This is a genomic window from Amycolatopsis sp. NPDC059657, from assembly GCF_042734395.1.
Taxonomy (GTDB): Bacteria; Actinomycetota; Actinomycetes; order Mycobacteriales; family Pseudonocardiaceae; genus Amycolatopsis.
On sequence record NZ_JBHWEB010000011.1, the window covers coordinates 110,450 to 129,924 of the forward strand.

Here is a 19,475-nt window from a genome sequence, read left to right on the forward strand (position 1 = left end):
GGGGCGTGGAATTGGACGCTGCCTGCAAGTTCTGCCGTTCATTGGCAGGCCTCATGCCATGTCTCGTGAGAAACGTAAATCATCAAGAATCGCTCAGGACCCGGTCGAGCGCCGCCCGTCCCGCCGGACCCCACGCCGGTTTGCCGCCGGGCAGGCCACGGTCCCCGTTCTGGCCCATCAGCATCAGGAAGAGGCTCTTCAGCGCGGCCAGCCCGCGGGCGCGCCGGACCGTCGCTTCGTCAGCCTCCGCGTACGCGGCGAAGAACCGTGCGGCCGCGCCCTCCGGCAGCAGCACCCAGGCAGCCGCCAGGTCCAACGCCGGGTCGCCGACGAACATGTCACCGAAGTCCACAACACCCGCCAGCGTCCCGTCCGCGACGACGACGTTCGCGGGATGCAGGTCGCCGTGCACCCACACCGGTGGACCCTCCCACACGGAGGCCTCGACGGCATCGTCCCAGACAGCCCGGACGTCGGCGGTGTCGGAGCCGATCGCGTCAACGTCGACGGAGTCGACGAAATACTCGAAGCCGTCCGTGCAGTCCTTGGGATGCGCGCCGCGGCCCGTATCAACCGGTGCGTCGGCGGGCGCTGCCACATGCAGCGCCCCGAGGAACGCCGCCAGGGTGTCGGCCGCGTGCTCGCCGCGGGTGATCGACCCGTGGTCCAGCGGCAGCCCCGGCACCCACGTCACGACCGTCCAGATCTTGGGAAGACGCTCGGAGGGCGCGCCGCTCCGCACCGGGACAGGAATTGGCAGTGGCAGGCGTGGGGCGAGCAGCGGCAGCCACCGGCGCTCCTTGAGTTGGTGATCGGGACCGGTGTCCATGCGCTGGATCCGCACGGCCAGCTCATCCCCGAGGCGCCACATCTGGTTACCCCAGCCACCCTCCACCTCGAGGAGGGGCAGCTCGGCCAGGTCCGGATGCTGGTCCCGCAGCAGGTCGCGGATGAGACCCGCGGTGATCTCAAACTCGGTCATGCGGATCAACCGTACTTGGTCCGACCACGACAACGCTGTCCGACAGTTCCGACGTGCGCTCACACACCACCGTCCCGAAGTCAGCCCTAGCCAGCCCGCGATCTGACTCACAAACACACTTCGACATCGCTAGGCGAGCCACGGCCCTCCATAGGAGCGCTTCACGACGTGTCTCGCGAGACACGCAAAATCATCAAAACACGACTCCGGCGACTTCTTCTCCGACAACTACACCCGCGCGTGGCTGCGCATCGCCCGCGCACGACCCGAGGTCACGTTCTACTGCTACACCAAGGAGATCGCGCGTTTCCGGCGGCTGATCAAACCAAATCCGCCGGTGAACTTCCTGTGGGTCTACTCCTACGGCGGCACTCAGGACGTCACGCTCGATCCGGCGCGGGATCGGGTGGCGGACGTGTTCCCTGATGAGGCCGCGATCACCTACGCGGGCTGGTCCTCCCAAGCCGCCTCCGACCTGCTCGCGGTGCTCGGCCCGCGCCTGGTCGGGGTCCCCGCCAACCGGATCCCGCACTTCCTCACCCGACTGGCCGGACGCCGGTTCAGCGAATGGCAAGCCGACGTCGACGTCGATGCCGAACGCGCCCAGCGCAAAACCCGGCTCCGCGTCATCCCCGGAACCACACAGGACGCGCGTGAGCAGGCACGCGCGGCGTGACTCTCCTACCCAGCACGGTCTCACGTCCGTCGTCCGCTTCATTCCAGTGATCGAAAGGTTTCCACGCCATGTATTCGCTGTTGTCCACTGTGTACCGCGGTTCCATCGATGCGTTCGCCGACGATCTGTTCCACACCGTGCTCCCCTGGTTCGCCCGCGAAGCCTGGACGATGGCCATGACCTGGGCGCTATGCATGCTCGTGGTCGTCATTGGTATCTATGCCGCGCTGGTGCCGTTCCACACCGTCCGCGGCCTGATCCGCCTCCGCCGCAGGATCTTCCAGCGCGTCGTCGATGCGGCGCGCCGCCGCCGCGGCATCAAGCAGGACCCTGACGCGACACCGACAGTCGGCCTTGACGACTTGCCCGACGATACGGACGAGAGCACGAAGCCGGCCGGCCTCGGACAGGAGCGCTGACATGCCCGCTCCGGCACCGGACTCGATCCTGCAGGACTACCTGCGTGACCCCGGCGGCGCGCTGCACAGGGTGCTCGGCGCGCTACGCGAGTTCGCGCTCACCCAAGGCCCGATCCTCGGCCTCACCATGGCGGCCGCGTGGACCGCGGTGATCGCCGGTCGCCGGTGGTGGCGGCGCCGGTGTCATGACCGGATGGCCGCCGATGCCCGCGTGGTGACCGTGCTCGCCCCACCCACGGTCGACCGGGACGGCGCGACCGCGCTCTACTCCAACCTCGTCGGGCTACTGCGGCCCGGCTGGAAACGCCGGCTGCACGGCCAGCCGCACATCGTGTGGGAGTACGTGTTCACCCACAGCGGCGTCGCCCTGCGGCTCTGGCTGCCCGGAGTCGTGCCGCCGGGCATGGCCGAGCGGGCGATCGAAGCCGCCTGGCCAGGCGCCCACACCCGCACCACCCCCGCCACACCACCAATCCCCCACACCACCCCACCAGGCAAAACAGTCGAAGCCGTCGGCGGGGAGCTGCGGCTCGCGCACAGCGAGGCACTCCCGATTCGCTCGGACTTCCCCGCCGATCCTGTGCGGGCGCTGCTCGGCGCCCCGGTCGGGCTGGCCAGTCATGAGCGAGTGGTGGTGCAGATCCTCGCCCGCCCGGTCACCGGGGCCCGTGTCCGGCGAGCCCGGCGGGCCGCGCGCCGAGTCCGCTCCGGCACCCCAGTGCGGCTGGCGGGGCGGCTGCTAGATCTGATCACCCCACACGCCGGTTCCCGCGCCCGCGGCGCCACGGCGGCGAAACCGGTTATCGATCATCAGACGTCGCTTGAGTATGCGGCGCAGGACCGGGTGATCGTCGCCAAGCAACGCGGCCCCCAGTACGAGACGCGCGTCCGCTACGCGATCGCCACCCTCGTCCCCGACACCCTCACCCACGCCGGGCGGGTGCCGGTGCGGGAGCATCTGCGCGGCCGCGGCCACGCCATCGCGAGTGCGTTCGCGGCGTTCAGCGAGCACAACTACTACCGTCGGGTGAAGCTTCGCCACCCCGTGCGGGCCGTCGCCGAACGGCGCCTGGCTGGCGGGGATCTCCTGTCGATCGCGGAGCTGGCCGCGCTCGCCCACGTCCCCACCGACGAGGCCAGCCCCGGGCTGCAGCGCGCCGGCGCGAAAGCCGTCCCACCACCACCCGGCATCGCCACCGAAGGCCCCGAGGTCAAGCCGATCGGCGTCACCGACTCAGGACACTCTCGGCCGGTGGGGTTGCGGGTCGCCGACGCCCGCCATCACCTGCACATCCTCGGCGCCACCGGCTCCGGCAAGTCCGAACTGATGGCGCGGATGATCCTCGACGACGCCGACGCCGGACGCGGCCTCGTCGTCATCGACCCCAAAGGCGACCTGGTCACCGACGTCCTCATGCGGCTGCCCGCGCGGCTCGGGGAGAAGGTCGTGCTTTTCGACGCCGACTCCCGATCCCGGCCACCGGTGCTCAACCCGCTCGAAGGCGACGACACCGCGCGGGTCGTGGACAACCTGGTGTCGATCTTCTCCCACATCTACTCCTCCAGCTGGGGACCCCGCACTGAGGACATCCTGCGCTCCGGGCTCCTCACCCTGCGAGAGCTGCCCGGCACGCCGACAATCGCGGACCTGCCGAAGCTGCTGAGCGTGCCCGCGTTCCGCCACCGCGCACTCGACCAGATCACCGACCCCATCCTCGTCGGATTCTGGTCCTGGTACGACGAACTCTCCGACGCCGCCCGCGCCCAAGTCGTGGCACCGCTGATGAACAAGCTCCGCGGCCTCCTGCTCCGCCCCTTCGTGCGGGCGGCGCTGGCCGGCGGCGAATCCACCGTGGACATGGACGCGGTACTCGACGGCGGAATCTGCCTAGTGCGCCTAGGGAAGGACGCGCTCGGCATGGACACCGCGCGGCTGGTCGGGTCCATCGTGGTCGCCCGCACCTGGCAAGCCGCGACCCGCCGGGCGCGGATCCCGCAGGGCGAGCGACGCGACGCCGGGCTCTACATCGACGAATGCCACAACTTCCTGAACCTGGCCTACCCGATGGAGGACATGCTCGCCGAAGCCCGCGGCTACCGCATGTCCATGACGCTGGCCCACCAATACCTACGCCAGCTCCCCCGCGAACTCGAGGAAGGCATCTCCACCAACGCCCGCAGCAAAATCATCTTCAACGCCTCCCCCGAAGACGCCGGCGCGCTCGCCCGCCACACGCAGCCGCGGCTGTCCGAACACGATCTCGCCAACCTCGGCCGCTTCCACATCGCCGCCCGCCTCGTCCTCGACAGCGAGGAGACGCCGCCTTTCACCGCCGTCACCCAGAAACTGCCGCCCGCTGCACCTGGCCGCGCCAAACGCATCCGCCAGCTCGCAAAAGCCAACACTCAACGCCGACCCGTCGCCACGACCGACTCCGGGCTGCCGGGTGAGCGAACAGCGCATGACCCGCGCCGCGCGGCCTGACCTGTGCACAAGACTAGTGGAGGAGCGGTATCGACCAGTGCACTACTCGAAGCCATCTCAACATCAGTGTGGAGTCGGCGAAGTCCGGTGTCCGAGGCGAATTCAGCCGCAGACGTGTCATGTACCAGCTGGTCGCGGGAGTTCTGCGACTACAGCGGGCGCGTTAGCCAGTCGAGCCGCTGGGGCCATTGCGGGCCCAGATGCTCATTCAAGAGCACGACCAATCGCGGGCCGTCGACGAACTCGAAGCGCGCGTCGTTGTTGGCAAGAGTATGGACACCTTTGGTGCCGCTGCTCGTGGTGACTAGCACGCCGCCCGTGGCGTGCTCATAGGAAACAACCCCGATGAGGGATCGGGCTTCCTCGACACCAACTTTGCGGCCGTACTGCTTACATTCGACGAGCAGTTTTTGCTTTCCGCCTGGAGTGGATTTCAGCGCCACTACGTCTCGTCCTCCGTCGCCGGTCGGCGGAGTCAGTGTGACGTCGAATCCGATTGCCAAGTAGAGGCGGGCAATCAGACACTCGAACTGTCGCGGCGTGATACCCATGAGCGCTTCACGCCATGGGATCGCGCTGTTGTCGATGTAGAAGGTGTTGATCACAGCGACCGTGTCCGCCAGCCCTTCGCGCCGGCCTCCTGGAAGACGGCCTCGGTGCGCACGAGCGTACGACTCGACAACCATGGCGGCGCGCGCTGGTGATTCAGGCAGGAGATCAAGCACCCAGCGCACGCCAGGGTGTGCGTGCATGCCGTCGCGCATAGTCAGTGACAGGCGGCGGAAGTACTCAAACTGTTCCTGCAGCGCGGTGAACTCGTCCCGCTTCTCTATCAAGGCGAGATGTAGATCGTCATCGAAACCGAAGGTAACACCGTCAAAGAGGAGGTGCCGCAACAATTGGCGTACCTCGGACTCCGGTCGCTGCGCGACCGATGCAAGGTACTCGTCAAGCAGGCGGCGAGTGGGGAATGACCAGGTGTGCAGGCCCTCGGGAGAGCGCGGACTGTCGGGATCCAGAGTCAAGATCGTGGTCAGCCACTCTTCCAATTTTCCATCCCAGTAGGCGCCAACTCGCGCGCCCTTGGTCATGGCCTCTTCTTTGTTCCGTGGTCCCAACCGGATTCTGTCCGTCGAGCCCAGCTGGCGGCGAATCGGCCAGTGCTGTACCGCAGTGGGAGACGTCCCGTCAAACCACATCTGAAAGTCCTCGTCATCCCCGCAGTCCGAGCAGATATGAGGACAGTCTCCGGTCTGTTCGTCCCGCACATGTGACAGCGCCGGGTACTGCCTGCTGCTGCCGCCGCAGCGAGGGCACTCCCAGGAGTTGCCTGCTTCGAGAAGTTTGAAGACATCCACGTGAGCATCTGGCATGTACTTAAGCCTGCCGTATCTACACGAGGTTGTCTGCGGTGCCTTCGGATCATCTCCAGCCGAGGTGAGGTTGCAGGAGAAGTTGACCGGCCACAGGACAGACAGACCCTGCGCGCCCAGTGACTGGACTTTCGTCTCGATCGGCAATCACGTCGCCAGGAAGAACGGGAAGCCCAGACGAATCCCCGAGCCGGATGCCGCCATTGCCGCCAGCTCTCCGACGTTCGATCTGTTGATCCCCAGTTAATTGCGCCAATTTACAAGCTGGAGGTACACCCGTGATCACAAATCCGACCCAGCAACGAGCGCTACGCGCTCACCGCCCCGAACGACCGCTCCCACGGGTGCTGAACTCCGCCGAGCACCACGCCTGGCTTGCCCGCCATCTCACCCCGCGCGACCGGTGGCTGATCCGAATGCTGTTCGAGCACCACGTGTTCACCACCCACCAGATCGTCGACCTGTGCTTCCCCAGCCGCCGCGCCGCGAACCTGCGGCTCCGGTGCCTCTACCAATGGGGCGTCGTGCACCGCTTCCAGCCCCACCGCGACAACGGCACCCATCCCATGCACTACGTCCTCGACACCGCCGGCGCCGTCGCCCTCGCCCGCGAAGAAGGCCGCACCCCCGCCGAACTCGGCTACAACCGCGACCGCGAGATCGGCCGCGCCTACTCGCTGCAGCTCGCGCACACCGTGGGCTGCAACAGCCTGTTCACCGCCCTCGTCCACCACACCCGCGACCACGCCGGGGAACTCGCGTCATGGTGGTCCGCGGCGCGGTGCGCCCGGCACTGGGGCGACATCGTCAAACCCGACGCCTACGCCCGCTGGCGCGACAACACCGGCGCCGAGGTCGAGTGGTTCACCGAGTTCGACTTCGGCACCGAAACCCTGCACCGCCTCGCCGCGAAACTTCCCCGCTACCACCGCCTCGCCGACAGCACCGGAATCACCACCCCGGTCCTGTTCTGGTTCCCCACCGCCCAGCGCGAGACCTCAGCGTGCCGTGCCCTCGGCGACGCGCTGCGGGCGCTCGACCATCCCGACCTCGTGCCAGTAGCGACCACAAACGCCGATGCCAGCCCCAACCCCGTCGATCTGACACTGGCACGCTGGCTCCCCCTCAACGGAGCCCCGGCGACTGGGCGTATCACGCTCGCCGATCTGCGCCACAGCTGGCCGCAACTGCGCTCAGCAACCTCACCGAACCCGGCACCGGTCGGCGTCTCCGGCGAGCCACGCACCGAACTGCCAGCACCAGCACCGTGCCCGCCCGGCGCGGCCCAACGCGGGCGCTAGGCCACCCGGATGGGAAAAACCGCCGGGTACACGATCGCCGGTCTGCTCGGCGCGGTCCTGCTCATCGCGGGCTCGGCGATCGCCGCCGTCATCTCGCTGTTCAGCCTTGGCAGCGGCCCCAGCCAAGCCGCGCTCGCCGACATCCCGCCCGGCTATCTCGCCCTCTACCAACAAGCCGCCGCAGACTGCCCCGGACTGGACTGGTCCATCCTCGCCGCCATCGGCAAAGTCGAAACCGACCACGGCCGCCTCAACGCCCCTGGCGTGACCAGCGGCGAGAACTTCGCCGGAGCCGGCGGCCCGATGCAATTCCTCACCGCGACCTTCGCCGGAGTCACCACACGCCACCCGCTGCCACCAGGCGGAGCGACTCCACCATCGCGATATAACCCGCACGACGCCATCCACGCCGCGGCGTTCTACCTCTGCGACTCAGGCGCACGCGACGGCCGTGACCTGCACGCGGCGATCTTCGCCTACAACCACGCCGAATGGTACGTCCAGAAAGTCCTCGCCCAGGCCGAGAAATACTCTGAAACGACGACGAACGTTTCAGAAGCGTGCGGTTCTCTTCAGCAGACTGTTCAGCAGCGTGCTGGAGATTTCAGCGGGGACCGTGCGGTGGTCGCGGTGCGGTTCGCGTGCGCTCAGTTGGGGAAGCCGTATGTGTGGGGTGGGAACGGGGATCCTGGGTTTGATTGTTCTGGTCTGACCAGGGCGGCGTATGCGGCGGCGGGGATTGATCTCCCTCGGACTGCGCAGACTCAGTACAACGCGGGCCCGCGGTTGCCGACGGGGACATCGCCTCGGCTGGGTGACTTGCTGTTCTTCGGCACGCCCGACCGCATTCACCATGTGGGGATATCACTGGGCGGGACGCAGATGGTGAACGCGCCGACCTTCAACAAGCCGGTGCAGGTTCAGGACTATCGGAGGTTCGGAGACTACGCCGGTTTGAGTCGCCCAGCCAGCTGAGCAGGTTCCCGCACGAAGATGACCATTTTGTCCGTATAGAGCGCCGCAAGAGCCTTCGCTCAAGTAGCGTGGAAGATCCAACCCTGCCGGGCATGAGGGGCGCCCCGCCCCCACCTGCTGCCGGAACCGTATCCCGGAACGCATACTCATACCAAACAGCGGACATTACGCAGCTTGCACGATCGAGCAGCCGCAACGGAAAGCCTGCTGGCAACTACAACGTCTGGAACCGCAGCGACAACGCCTGGGTGCTTTACGACGACGCGGGCTACGGCGACCGCCGGTGGAACTACTGCGTGGGGTACACGACCTTCTGAGCCCTCGTCGCTCCCCTCACGCCGGCGGCCGAGGGGAACTAACGGGCCAGGCCCGCCAGTGTGAGTACCAGGTGAGCCGACTCCGGATACCAGATGTCGGAGTGTGCTCCTGCCGGATTCCACCAGCGTCCTCTGCGGTAGCGGTGGCTTGCGTCGATGTTCACGATCCGCTGGTCGAGTTCGCCGCGCTCATACGCGGCGGTGATTTCGCGCAGAGCGGTCCAGGCGACGTACTGGCTGGGGGCCGAGGCGCCGACGTGGCCGATGCCCGCGGTGCCTTCGGCCAGCCGGTGCCATAGCCCGGTCGCCCGATCGGCGCGCGAGTGGGTCAGCACGACCGGGCCGTTGATCGGGGCGTTGTGCAGGATCCGCTCGAATCGGCAGGCGAACACGTCCGGGGCGGCGGCCATCTGGAACACCAGCAGCGTGTCGACCGTGTACGGGTAGCGGGGATCGCCCAGGTTCCAGCCGAGTACCGGCGGCCTGCGGTCGGCCGCCACTTGGATGGCTTCGGCGAGGAATCGGCCGCCGAAGGAATGCCCGACACAGTGCAGGTACTGACCTGCGGCGTTGCGCAACGCCGGCGGGCTGCCGGGAAGCCGCCGTTCGGTGTTGAGATAGCCGAGCAGCTGGGCGAGCACGTCCGCGGCCCGGCCTTCGGTCGTCATGGCATGGGCGCGGTCACGGATTCTGCGGTAGCCGGTCAAGAACGGGTTGCTCATGGACGGCCAGCGGACCACCACGTAGTAGGCCGACCAGTGGGCGAGTTCGGGATAGCGGTCGGCGTGAAAGCCGCTTTCCACTAGGTCGATGAACCGTCCGGCGCTGCGCTCGGCGGTGCGGCGGGTGTTGTTCCAGCCGTGGGTGAACACGACGATGTCGGTCGCGGTCTCGGGAACGAGCAGCCACCGCGCGAGCACCTGGCGGACACCGGCCGCGGGCACCGGCCTGCCGGTGCCCGGGTCGAGCAGATCGCCGCGCTCGTCGAGGTCGAGGATCACCGGCCGGGTCATGGCTCGTCCCGCCACAGGTGCACGTCGATGCCCCGGTAGAGCGTGAACATCAGGCCGAGCGGGTTGGCGTGATCGTCGATGAACGCGCGGGTCAGCGACCGGACGATGTCGCCGAGCTTGGTTCCCGGCTGGAGAAAATCGGTGAACAGCCGCCGGGAGTACTCGCACGCGAACGCCGGCGGCAAATCGACCTGGGGACCGACGAGGCAGCGGGCACCGTTTTCGAGCAGTGCCTTGCCGAACGCGGAATAGAACAAGGACGATACCTGTCCCCCCTGGCAGGCGCCGACGAAAACGAAGGGCTGGGTGGCCAGTGGCGTGTCAGCGAGCCACGCCATCAGGTCCGTGCTGTAGATCTTCTCGTGGTCGCTGAGCCGCAGGTAAGGATTTTCGACAACACCGTCGGTAGCGACTTTTCCATGGCACCCGAAACACATTATGTGATCAGGGAAAGCAGAGTCTTGGAATGCCATGGCGAGCTCATCCTTGCTGCTGCGCAGAACGACTTTCGCGCGTGGCGTGAAGAACTCGATGAGCGATGTGACGAACGGGGCGGCGGGAAACTGGGCATCGACCTCGTGGTCCACGTTCAGGCCCACCACGACCTCGCCGGGGTTGGTGACGGCGATCCGGCTGTCGAAGTTCTCGGTGCGGGTGAACGTGTGCTCGATGATGTGCCGGTAGCCCCAGAAACCGCCGAACGACCAGTCGGCTGGTGCTGGATAGCCGGTGGTTTCGGCGCCGGTGTAAAGCATTCCCCACGGCACGATCAGCTCGTCGGATTCGACACTGATCACGTTTTCGCCATGGCGTAGCGCTTCCAGCAGGTGCCCGCGGATCGTGTCCAGGCCCTTGTCCCCGCCATGGAACAGCATCCTGAACGTGTTGTGCCCGGCCCGCGCGAGGGTCAGCCCGACCTCGGCCAACCTGCGCTTGTGGTCCGGCTCGCTCAGGTCCCAGTCGTCGGCGAACGGGTACCGGATTCGGCTCGTATCACCTTCCTGGCAACGGTTCTCGATCACGTGCCGCTGCCAGGTTCGCCGCAGCACGTCGACGCTCGCCTCCAGGTCGTGGTGTGCGCGCTGCAAACGGCCCTGGTAGCCGCCGCCTCCGTCCTCGGGAAAGGCACTCCCCCAAGCCTGCACCAGATAGCCTTCCCGGCCGGGAAACCGCAGGAAGCGCAGGTTGATCGTGCGAGCACGGTTGTAGGACGGCCCGGCGACGTGGCGAAGGCCGTCGGTGTTGTCCACGGTGACGGTGGCCGCAAGTGTCCGCGTCACGACCGCACCTTCCGCGTCCGCACCGGGAGCCGGGCGGTGATCTCCAGCAGGAACTGGCTGTCGCTCTCCCGGTAGACACGGAATACCAGTGGCAACGGGCGGTCGTCGGGGATGACCACTTCGAATTCGGCGGGCTCGCTCACCCGGTCCACCGAGAGGGTCACCGACCGGCTCATGGGGGTGACCACCGCAGGCATCACGTCGAGTAGCACCCGGAGCCGCACCGGTTCGGGAAGTGGTTCCGCGTCAACGGCCGACCGTACCTGCAGCCACACCTGGGAGGGCCTGCCGACTGCCGCTTCATCGGGTTCACATCGGACGTCCGCGAGGAGTACAGCCCGCTGGAAGGGGACGTTCTCCGTGAAATCCGCCATGACGACGCCCACCTGGTTCAGGTGATCTTGAAGCCGGGCGTGCCGGAATTGGTAGACCGCGCCGACCTGTCGCAGAATTCCGCGCTGGCAGGCGTCGTCAAGGAACGTCATGACCGCCCAAGGCAGCCGCCGGGTCAGCGGCAGCCAGATGCGCACCACTACTAGCCACTGGCCCCAGGCGGTCAGCGCGAACCCGAGTCCGGCCGCGAGCCCGAGCGCGATTCCGGACCGGACCCCGTGCGCGAGCCCGGCAGGCACACCGAATGCAAGGCCGAGCACAAGCGTCTCAACGAGCATGGCCCGGCGGCTGGCCCTCAATAGGCTCGCGGGACTGGCAGCCGATCTCACATCGGAAACCGCCTCCAGGGCGGTCGTGAGTCCAGCGGCGAGCCCGCCCACGAGCCCGGCGATGAGCCCTGCAGGCAGATCGCGTCCAGGCCCGCCAGCCAGCCAGAACATGACACCCAGCACAAGCCCTGCCAGGAACCTGGAGAGGAACCCGATCATGCCGGGGAATCGCATTCGTATGCGTAACGGTCCGGCCACCCGTCGCCTCGCCACCTGTGCGAGCCCGAAGAGCACCCCGATCAGCAATGCCGACAGCGGCCGGTAGACGTGTCCTGCTCCCAGCCAGTCGGCAAACCCACCCACGGCACAGAAGAGCAGGCAGGCGACGACCCCGATCGCGGGCCACCGCAACGAGCGGCGCGGAGTGCCGCCCAGCTGCCACCACGCCAAATCACGGGTGCCGAGCCGACCCAGCTGTCGGGCGAGGTAGCCGAACCACTGGTGCGCCCGGCCGGCATCCCAGCGCTGGTGACGCCCGGCTTTCCCGGCGTAGGCCACCGGAATGAGGTTGTTCAGCAGGTGGTCCTCAATGACCGCGGGCAAGCTGAACTGATCGGTGTCCAGTAGTTCGGCCGGGTCCCTGCTGGGATCGTCGCTGTAGATCGTGCGGGCGAGCGCGACCATCAGCGGCGTCGTCAGCACCGCCGCGAGGTTCATACCGGCTGAGCTCGAGGGCTGATTCCGCACCTCGTTCAGGACGGGATCCCACAAGGGCGCGCCGCCGGAGGTCGTCTTGCGGGTGGTGAGTGGCAGGTAGACGTCAAGATCGGCCGGGGTGAGGGAGGCCAATTCGATACAGGCGGCGGAGCTCAGGACATCGGTAGCCGCCACTGTGTCGGCATATTCGCCAAAACGGCTGGTCAATACCAGGGGCAAACTGGTGGCGTTGAGCCCTTTCAGCGCGGCAGGTCGCAGGCCGGCGGCAAGCTCATCGAATCCGTCCAAGACCGGCAGGACCCGGTCTGACCCGACCAGGGCGGCGGCCAGGCTCAACCCCCCTTGACCGCTCGCGGCCAGGCCCGGGTACTCGCGCACCAACTGCCCGGTGAGCCAATCTCGCAGTGTCGTGGTGGTGGGATCCCATGATCCGATGCCGAGGATCACCGGCACAGGGTCGTCATCGCCGCGAGCACGCAGCAGGTCCAGCACGAACCGGATGGCCAAGACCGTCTTCCCCGAACCGGCCCTGCCCAGCACCACCAGCCTACCTGAGGGGATCTTCCGGTAGAGGTCGACGACTTGGTCCAGCTGACCGGTCAGATCCACTGGGCCGGAGCCGGCCATAGCCGCGGCCCGAGAGATGTTGGCCCAGTGATCGGTCAGGTGCTCAGGTGCCGGCTGCCACCGCACCGGCAACGGGAACGGATCATGAACCCGGCGATGTTCCTCTTCCCGACCGTACCGGCCACCTACCACTCGCGCGAAAAGGTCGGCGGCCTCCGCTATGTCGAACGGCAGCTCGCGAGGCGCGGCGGCGCCGACATAAGCAGCACCCAGTAGGTCTTTACGCTCTTCCGGACCGAGGTCCAGCGCATCGGCCAGCAGCTCCACAGTCCCCTGTCGCGGTTCGGGATCCTCGCGAGTCTCGATCCTGCGGATGGTGCGCACGCCTATGCTGGAGCGCTCGGCCAGGGCCTCCTGTGTCAGGTTCGCCTGCCGCCGCAACTGCCGCAACTGAGTGCCTAACGTGCTCGTCATCCGTGCCTCTCGGTCCGCGCATCCTTTCATCTTATGCAGGCCTGGGCTCTCGTGCCCGCCGTTGAACAACACCGGATAAAGCCCGCTCTATCCCAGCCATCTGTCGACAGCTGGCGCAACTGTCCCTGGATTTCGCCAGGGGTGCGGGCAAGCAGCGTTACCACTCACCCAAGTCCACAACACGGCCTTGGGACAAAGCCCGCTTCTACTCCGCCTGAAGCCCGTCATACTCACCATGCGTGGAGTTCGCCTTCGGCTTTCGGACAGGTGGTTCGGGATCCCCAGGCGCCATACAGTGCACATCGCGGTCGAGCCGTTCGAGTTCGCCGTTCGGCCCCGTCTCCACCGGGTCAGGAAAGCACAAGAGATCGACATCATCTACGATCGGCGGCGATTCGACGATGCTCGTGGGCGTCCTGACTCGATACTCGGCGCGGCCCAACTCCCGGTAGGTATTGGCGAGGTTGGTCAGCGTGTGCTGTTCGCCCTCACGGTCACCGATCTCGCGACTGATCTCCGCGGAGCGCAGGTAGCATTCCACCGCGGGCTCACGGCTTCCTTGATCACGGTAGCCGTTCCCGAGGCTGGTGAGAGTACTCGCTTCAGCATGACGGTCGCCCAGTTCCCGTGCGATGACCAGATCCTGCCGATAGCACTCTATGGCTTCGGCGACTCGGCCCAGCGCCCGATAGGCGTTGCCCAGGTTCGTCAGAGTGCGCCCCTCGCCGTTCGGGTCACCCATTTCCCGGCGGATTTCGAGCGATTCCAGATAACAGTCCACTGCGTCGTTCATTCGGCCGGCATGCCGGTAGGCGTTGCCAAGATGGTTGAGGGTAATACGCTGGCCGTACCGATCATTCAGCTGCCGTCGGATCCGCAATGACTCTTCGTTGAAACGCACCGCTTCGTCCGTCCGGCCCAGCGCCAAATAGGCGTTACCGAGATTGGTGAGGCAGCGCCCTTCGGCGTATCGATCGCTCGCTGCGCGCGCGATATCCAACGACAGTCGGTGATGTTCCAGTGCTCGCTGATGCTGACCTAGGTCGCGGTGCGCGTTGCCGACATGGGTCAACGCGAGTCCTTCGCTGCGCCGGTTTCCAAGCCGGCGAGCGGCAGTCAGCGCGAGTTCCGCGGTCGCGATCCAGTCGGCCAGATGTTTGCGTAGCTCGAAATAGTCGTACAGCGCCGCGGCCAAAGCACCAGTGCTCGTGTACCGGCCCATGCTGTAAGCGAGATCGACGGAGCCGACCAGGCTTGGACGTTCGGCATCGAGCCATGCCAGTGCGTGGTGGCGGCTGGTGAAACGGCGGTCTCGATCGGCCGCGTCCAGCCGCGGGTCCAGGTGCTGGCTCGCCGAGACCGTGGTGGCGAGGAAGTGTGCCAGCAGACGGCTGACGGCATCCTGGCGCTCGGTGTCGTCGGAAATTCGTTCCGCGGCGTACAACCGCAGCAAATCGTGCATACGCCACCGATCGCGTCCCACGTCCTGTGAGACCAGGTGGGCACGGTGCAATTGCTTGATGACGCGCCGGGCCGCAGGCACGCCCAGCTCCGCCAGCGCCGCGGCCGACTCGGTACTGGTCACCGTATCCGGGTTGATCGCCATCAGCCGGAACAAGCGGGCCTGCTCGGCGGACAGGTGCTCGTACGAGAGATCGAACGCCGCCCGGACCGCGAGAACGTCGTCGAAGTCAAGTTCCACCAGCCGGACCTTCTCGTCCGCCAGCGCCTCCACCAATTCGCTCAGTGGCTGCTCGGGATCGGCGGCGAGCAGGGCCGAGCAGATTCGCACAGCGAGCGGCAGCCCACCGCACAGTTGCGCGATCCGCGACGCCGCTTGAGGATCGTCGCCGACCCGGACGTCGCCGGGAAGTGAGGTGGCCAGGTCGAACCGCAGCAACTCCACCGCCTGCTCGTCGCCGAGCACGTCCAGGTCCATCAACCGGGTTCCCTGCACCGCGGACATGCAATGCCTGCTCGTCACCAGCACCCGATGCCCAGCGGCGTCAGCTTTGCCAGGAAGAAGGGGCCGGACCTGCTCAGCCCGTGAGACGTTGTCGACGACGATCAGCAGTCGCTTTCCAGCGGCGGCCCAGCGGGCCAGTTCAGAACGCCACAAGCCCACCTGCCCGTCAAGCAGGGGCGGAATCCGCTTGCTCGCGATCCCGATGGCGCCAAGGAGGCTGGTCAACGCCGCGGAGACGGAGACCTCCGACTCGGACGGGCCGTACCCGTGCATGTTCACCATCACCGCGCCGCCCGGAAACCAACCCTCGGCGCAAGCGTTGTGGGCGGCCTGCATGGCAAGCGCGGTCTTCCCGATCCCCGCCAAGCCGGCTATCGCGGTCACCGGAGCGCCGGTACCCGGCCGCAACGCGTCGGCAAGCCGCACCAACTCCGCTTCCCGGCCCCGGAACACAGTCTGCTCAGGCAGGCCGACGGCCGCCCCCTTGGTCCCCTTGTACTCGACCGCCATCTCCCCAGTCTGCACCCACTTTGCCAGCCAAGCACACCCTCGATCCCCGGGATCTCGATGAGGTGCTCAACGCGATCCACACAAAGCCGGCGGATCGTCCGCGGGCGGAGCCGCTGCCGTCGTTTAGTCGACAGCCACTGTGTGTGCGCGGGGCATGGTGTTCTGCGCGGCGTGCGTCTCTCAATCCTGCTGGCTGGCCGTGTGGTCGGTTGTGAAGCCGGGTGGGCGTTCGCCCGATGCGTGTCGTGCGGCGAGGGCCGCGCGGGCATCGTCAGGGTTCCAGGTGTCGTCGCGTGTCCCGCGTCGTCCGTCTTTTCCTGCTTCGTTGGCGTAGCGCGTGATCGCGGTCTGCAAACCCTGGTCGGTCTTATAGCTGGCGCGATGGTGTCCCCAGACGTAGAGAACGTGCTGGGCGAACACGCCGTCCTCCAGGACCGTGCGGACGGTCATGTGGCTGTACGGGTGGCTGTCGTGGGTGAGCACATCGCGCACCGGGGGAAGCCGCAGCCTCCGGTCCCGCTCGGCCATCTCCTTGGCGTGCCACGCCTGAGCCGCGCTCATGTCGCGTGCTCCGGCGGGGTCGCGATCGAGGTGGGCACCGCAGGTGCGGCAGTCGAAGTCCACTTCGCTTACTCCAAGCACGTGTTCTTGTCCCCTGTGCGTCACGGCGATGACGTCGGGGGTGACTCGCCGCAGGCTGGAGGTGACGTTTTCGTAGTTGGCGCGCATGAGTTCGTGGAGCCGCTGTGATCGCCGGGTGTCGTTGTCGCACAAGGCGATCAGGACGAGCGTCAGGGCTTCTTGCACGAGCGCGTACGGGGTGGGCGGCTGGTCGGTGTTGCCGGTGTTGTCGACTCCACACCAGCCGACGGTCTCGGCGGGTGCGCCGAAGAAGTCGGTGTCGGCGAGGACGGCCAGCGAGTAGTCGAGGTGTTCGGCCATGCGCAGGTAGGTTTGCCGGACCCGTTCGCCGGGTGTGGCGCTGCGGCTGAGGTAGATGTCGCCTTCGTCGTCGCGGTGCAGCGGGTCGTGTTCGGCGTGTCCTTCGGGGAGCATGCAGGGCCCGTACAGCTGGAAGAATTCCATGCAGGTCGGCCGGGATCCGTCGCCTTGGTCGTTGTCGTCGGCATCCATGAGAGTCATTCCTCCTTGCGGTGTGGCGTTTAGGTGTTGGGGTCGAGGTGGCAGCGGTAGCCGGGTAGCGGGTACAGCCCGTCGGCGTCGCGGTCGATGACCACGGCGGCGTCCGGGTCGGTGGTGTCCTCCTGGACGAGGGTGCTGCCCCGGAAGCGCAGCAGGCGGGCATCGTGGCGGAAGTAGGCGACGGTGTTGAGATCGCCGCAGACGTCGAGGATGTGGTCAGGATGCACGCGCGGGATGACGTGGCCGTACTCATCGAAGAGGTCGGCCAGCACGGCCCGAAATGAACAGAACCGCTCCTCGCCGCACGTCACGCTCAGCGTCACCGTGACGTCGGTGGCGACGGGGATCGTCGGCAGGGCCACCGGAGAATCGGTATCGGCGGGCATCCAGGACCAGCCCGTGAGCAGGAAGCGACCGTCGCTGTCGGCGGTGACGACGGTGGGTTCGCGATCGTCGTACTCGTACAGGGTGAGTTCGTGCTCGGTCAGTACGGCGGTCGCGATCGCGGGAAATCCGGTGGTGGCGTGGCTGAGGTTCAGCCACCGTGCGAGGTCTTGCGCGACCTGGTGACGCAATCGTGGCTGGCAGAACCCGTGCCAGCGTTCGTCACCCACCAGAGCGGGAAACGCGGGGCTGCCGTCGAAAAGCTGAACGAGGGTTTCACCTGCGGGTGTCGTGCCCATGTCACGTGCTCCGGGAGTTGGTGTGCGAGTAGGTGAGGGTGTCCGGTGAGGACGGTGGGGTTCCCGGGCGTGGCGGGGAATTTCGTCGCCTGCTCCCCGAACTCGGGCAGCCACACCAGCGTGTTGATCGTGGGAGTCATCGCCGTGCGCCCGCCTCGGTTGGGCGGCAGTGTCCGATGTGCTCGGACGTGCGCCATGTCCGGTGCTCCGGGCAGGTGATGCGGTCGTCTTCGCTCATCCCGCAGGCGACCGCTGCCGTGTCCCGCGCGAGCATGAACGCCAACTCCCCTACACGCTCCGGAAGCTCACGCAAGGTCTCCTCGGCGATCTGGAGGTATTCGGCTTTGCGCGGCCCGTGCTCGTAGGCCAGCGCGGGCACGATCCCCTGCCACTCGGTCCAGCGCACCGAGTCGTTCGCGGCGATCACCTGTGACACGTGATCGGCGATCTCGGCGGGTGTCAGGTACTCGGCCCAGGTCCACCAGCGCGCGCCGATCGGCCACCGCCCATGCTCGTCCGGCTCGACTCGTGTCGGGTGTTCCGGGTCGTTGGGATCGGAAATCAGGATCGTCTGCCCGTCCCAGCGGGCCGTCATGATGGTGTCGGGGTTGTTGCGGGCCATGCGGTTTTGCCACCGCACCACCTTTTTCGCCGTTGCCCGGTCGAAGGAGGGGATGACGGATCCGTTCCACAGCTCGCCCGGTACGACGTAGGCGGGGAACCGCTCGGCCGCTTCGTCGAAGTCGGGCAGGTGAACCACGGCGTTGTTGTCCACGGTCATTTCTCGACCTCTTCGCTAGAACCTGGGCACCGATCGGGCGCGGGGTTGGGTGGCTTGTGGATGAAACGTCGGGCGGGCATCCCGTTGGTGACGTGGCCGTGCTCGCACCGGATCTGCGGGTGCATCCCGCTCGGGATGAGCGTGTCGGTGAACGTGACGGTCTCGCTCAGGCAGATGACGCACGCGTAGTTCTCGGCGTGCAGCATCCGGAAGTAGTCGAACTCACCGGGTTCACTCGTGGGTACCGTGCTGTACTTGACGATCAGGTCCGGTGCGCTGCCGAAGAACCCTTCTCCAGGGACAATGTCGTGAGCCATCGCGCTGCCTGCCTTTCTGTGTCCGGGGTCGCGTCAGGCGTCGGTGCGCGCGGCGCAGGAGCGGGCTTCGGTGTGGCCGATGAGGTGGGTTCCTGGGTGCAGCGGGGTCAAGTGCTCGTGCGGCAGAGGTTCCGTCGGGTATGGGGTGTGCATGATCAGCCGTCCCGCGAGCGGGCCGTCGACGTCGTCGGGGACACGGCGAACGGTGAAGGTGAACGCTCCGCGCGGGTCGCCGACGGAGATCGCCAGCGTGACCGAGTCCTCGTCCTCGTCGACACCGACGCGCTGTTGCACCATGCGAGCGGGGTCCGCTCGGGTTCGTGCGCTGCGTCGTCGTCGAAGTCTGATGCGCTGCAGGCGCGTTCGCCGGAGGTGTCGGCGAAGCCGTCCGGTGTGGACTGCAGGTCCTCGCCGCACGCGCGACACCGGAAAGGCGTGTCCGCACCGTCGAATTCAACGGTGACGCGTTCGGGTCCCTCGTCCTGATGGTCGGCGGGGGTGCCGTCGATGAGCAAAGTCGCACACATGGTGGCCTCCCTAAAGTCGTCGCGCTGGGCGAAGTTCACCGCTGGGGATGGTCAGGAGATGAGGAACGCGAGGCGTCCGGTCGCGCAGCTGGGGCAGGCGATCGTGCCGTCAGGGCGGAAGTCGGCGGCGTCGTCGAACGCCCAGGCTCGGACTCCGTGAGGTTCACCCCGAATGGTGGACAGGGGCTTGCGAGGGGTTCAGGCAGCCGTGTGGAGTGACTGCTCGAAGTTGTCGGGACTGAGCATCCCGATGGCGGAGTGCCGCCGGATACTGTTGTAGAAGATGATCCATTTGTCAATCGCGGCA

Annotated in this window: 16 protein-coding genes and 1 pseudogene; 6 read left to right on the plus strand and 11 right to left on the minus strand. The window is 66.9% G+C overall.

Annotation, left to right across the window (positions count from 1 at the left end; genetic code table 11):
* Nucleotides 1-82: 82 nt before the first annotated feature.
* Nucleotides 83-982 carry a phosphotransferase gene (locus ACFV15_RS08810; protein WP_378349606.1) on the minus strand — a complete coding sequence of 300 codons (900 nt, stop codon included), beginning with the start codon at nt 980-982 and terminating at the stop codon, nt 83-85.
* Between the two features lie 211 nt (nt 983-1,193).
* On the opposite strand from ACFV15_RS08810, the pseudogene ACFV15_RS08815 reads away from it, so the two are divergent.
* From ACFV15_RS08815 to ACFV15_RS08825, 3 genes and pseudogenes are all read left to right on the plus strand, one after another.
* Nucleotides 1,194-1,658 (plus strand): annotated as a pseudogene (locus ACFV15_RS08815) (hypothetical protein); the annotation flags it as partial.
* Nucleotides 1,659-1,726: 68 nt separating this feature from the next.
* Nucleotides 1,727-2,077, plus strand: a complete 351-nt coding sequence (locus tag ACFV15_RS08820; protein WP_378349607.1) for a hypothetical protein — start codon at nt 1,727-1,729, stop codon at nt 2,075-2,077.
* 1 nt (nt 2,078) lies between these two features.
* Nucleotides 2,079-4,562, plus strand: a complete 2,484-nt coding sequence (locus ACFV15_RS08825; protein WP_378349608.1) for a type IV secretory system conjugative DNA transfer family protein — start codon at nt 2,079-2,081, stop codon at nt 4,560-4,562.
* A gap of 149 nt (nt 4,563-4,711) precedes the next feature.
* On the opposite strand, the gene ACFV15_RS08830 is transcribed toward ACFV15_RS08825, so the two are convergent.
* Nucleotides 4,712-5,653, minus strand: a complete 942-nt coding sequence (locus ACFV15_RS08830; protein WP_378349609.1) for a restriction endonuclease — start codon at nt 5,651-5,653, stop codon at nt 4,712-4,714.
* Between the two features lie 560 nt (nt 5,654-6,213).
* On the opposite strand from ACFV15_RS08830, the gene ACFV15_RS08835 reads away from it, so the two are divergent.
* Together ACFV15_RS08835 and ACFV15_RS08840 are read left to right on the plus strand one after the other, a co-directional pair.
* Entirely contained in the window at nt 6,214-7,236 is a 1,023-nt protein-coding gene (locus ACFV15_RS08835; protein ID WP_378349610.1) for a replication-relaxation family protein, read from the plus strand.
* A gap of 9 nt (nt 7,237-7,245) precedes the next feature.
* Nucleotides 7,246-8,211, plus strand: a complete 966-nt coding sequence (locus tag ACFV15_RS08840; RefSeq protein ID WP_378349611.1) for an NlpC/P60 family protein — start codon at nt 7,246-7,248, stop codon at nt 8,209-8,211.
* 355 nt (nt 8,212-8,566) lie between these two features.
* Here the strand turns inward: ACFV15_RS08840 and ACFV15_RS08845 are convergent, their stop codons facing one another.
* From ACFV15_RS08845 to ACFV15_RS08885, 9 genes are all read right to left on the minus strand, one after another.
* Nucleotides 8,567-9,541, minus strand: coding sequence for an alpha/beta hydrolase (locus ACFV15_RS08845; RefSeq protein WP_378349612.1), 975 nt, complete (start codon nt 9,539-9,541; stop codon nt 8,567-8,569).
* Nucleotides 9,538-10,821, minus strand: a complete 1,284-nt coding sequence (locus ACFV15_RS08850) for a hypothetical protein (protein WP_378349613.1) — start codon at nt 10,819-10,821, stop codon at nt 9,538-9,540. The genes ACFV15_RS08845 and ACFV15_RS08850 overlap by 4 nt, the downstream gene beginning before the upstream one ends.
* Nucleotides 10,818-13,217, minus strand: coding sequence for a helix-turn-helix domain-containing protein (locus tag ACFV15_RS08855; protein WP_378349614.1), 2,400 nt, complete (start codon nt 13,215-13,217; stop codon nt 10,818-10,820). The genes ACFV15_RS08850 and ACFV15_RS08855 overlap by 4 nt, the downstream gene beginning before the upstream one ends.
* Before the next feature lie 229 nt (nt 13,218-13,446).
* On the minus strand, nt 13,447-15,717 hold the full coding sequence (locus ACFV15_RS08860; RefSeq protein WP_378349615.1) for a tetratricopeptide repeat protein: 2,271 nt from the start codon (nt 15,715-15,717) through the stop codon (nt 13,447-13,449).
* A 180-nt stretch (nt 15,718-15,897) separates the two neighbouring features.
* Nucleotides 15,898-16,860 (minus strand): hypothetical protein, encoded by a 963-nt coding sequence (locus tag ACFV15_RS08865; protein ID WP_378349616.1) that lies wholly within the window; start codon nt 16,858-16,860, stop codon nt 15,898-15,900.
* 20 nt (nt 16,861-16,880) lie between these two features.
* On the minus strand, nt 16,881-17,543 hold the full coding sequence (locus ACFV15_RS08870; protein WP_378349617.1) for a hypothetical protein: 663 nt from the start codon (nt 17,541-17,543) through the stop codon (nt 16,881-16,883).
* Between the two features lie 136 nt (nt 17,544-17,679).
* A complete protein-coding gene (locus ACFV15_RS08875) occupies nt 17,680-18,324 on the minus strand; it encodes a hypothetical protein (RefSeq protein WP_378349618.1) in 645 nt (214 codons plus the stop codon).
* Nucleotides 18,321-18,641 carry a hypothetical protein gene (locus ACFV15_RS08880; protein ID WP_378349619.1) on the minus strand — a complete coding sequence of 107 codons (321 nt, stop codon included), beginning with the start codon at nt 18,639-18,641 and terminating at the stop codon, nt 18,321-18,323. The genes ACFV15_RS08875 and ACFV15_RS08880 overlap by 4 nt, the downstream gene beginning before the upstream one ends.
* A gap of 33 nt (nt 18,642-18,674) precedes the next feature.
* Entirely contained in the window at nt 18,675-18,938 is a 264-nt protein-coding gene (locus ACFV15_RS08885) for a hypothetical protein (RefSeq protein ID WP_378349620.1), read from the minus strand.
* Between the two features lie 210 nt (nt 18,939-19,148).
* Between ACFV15_RS08885 and ACFV15_RS08890 the strand changes: the two genes are divergently transcribed.
* Entirely contained in the window at nt 19,149-19,328 is a 180-nt protein-coding gene (locus tag ACFV15_RS08890) for a hypothetical protein (protein WP_378349621.1), read from the plus strand.
* Nucleotides 19,329-19,475: the final 147 nt, after the last annotated feature.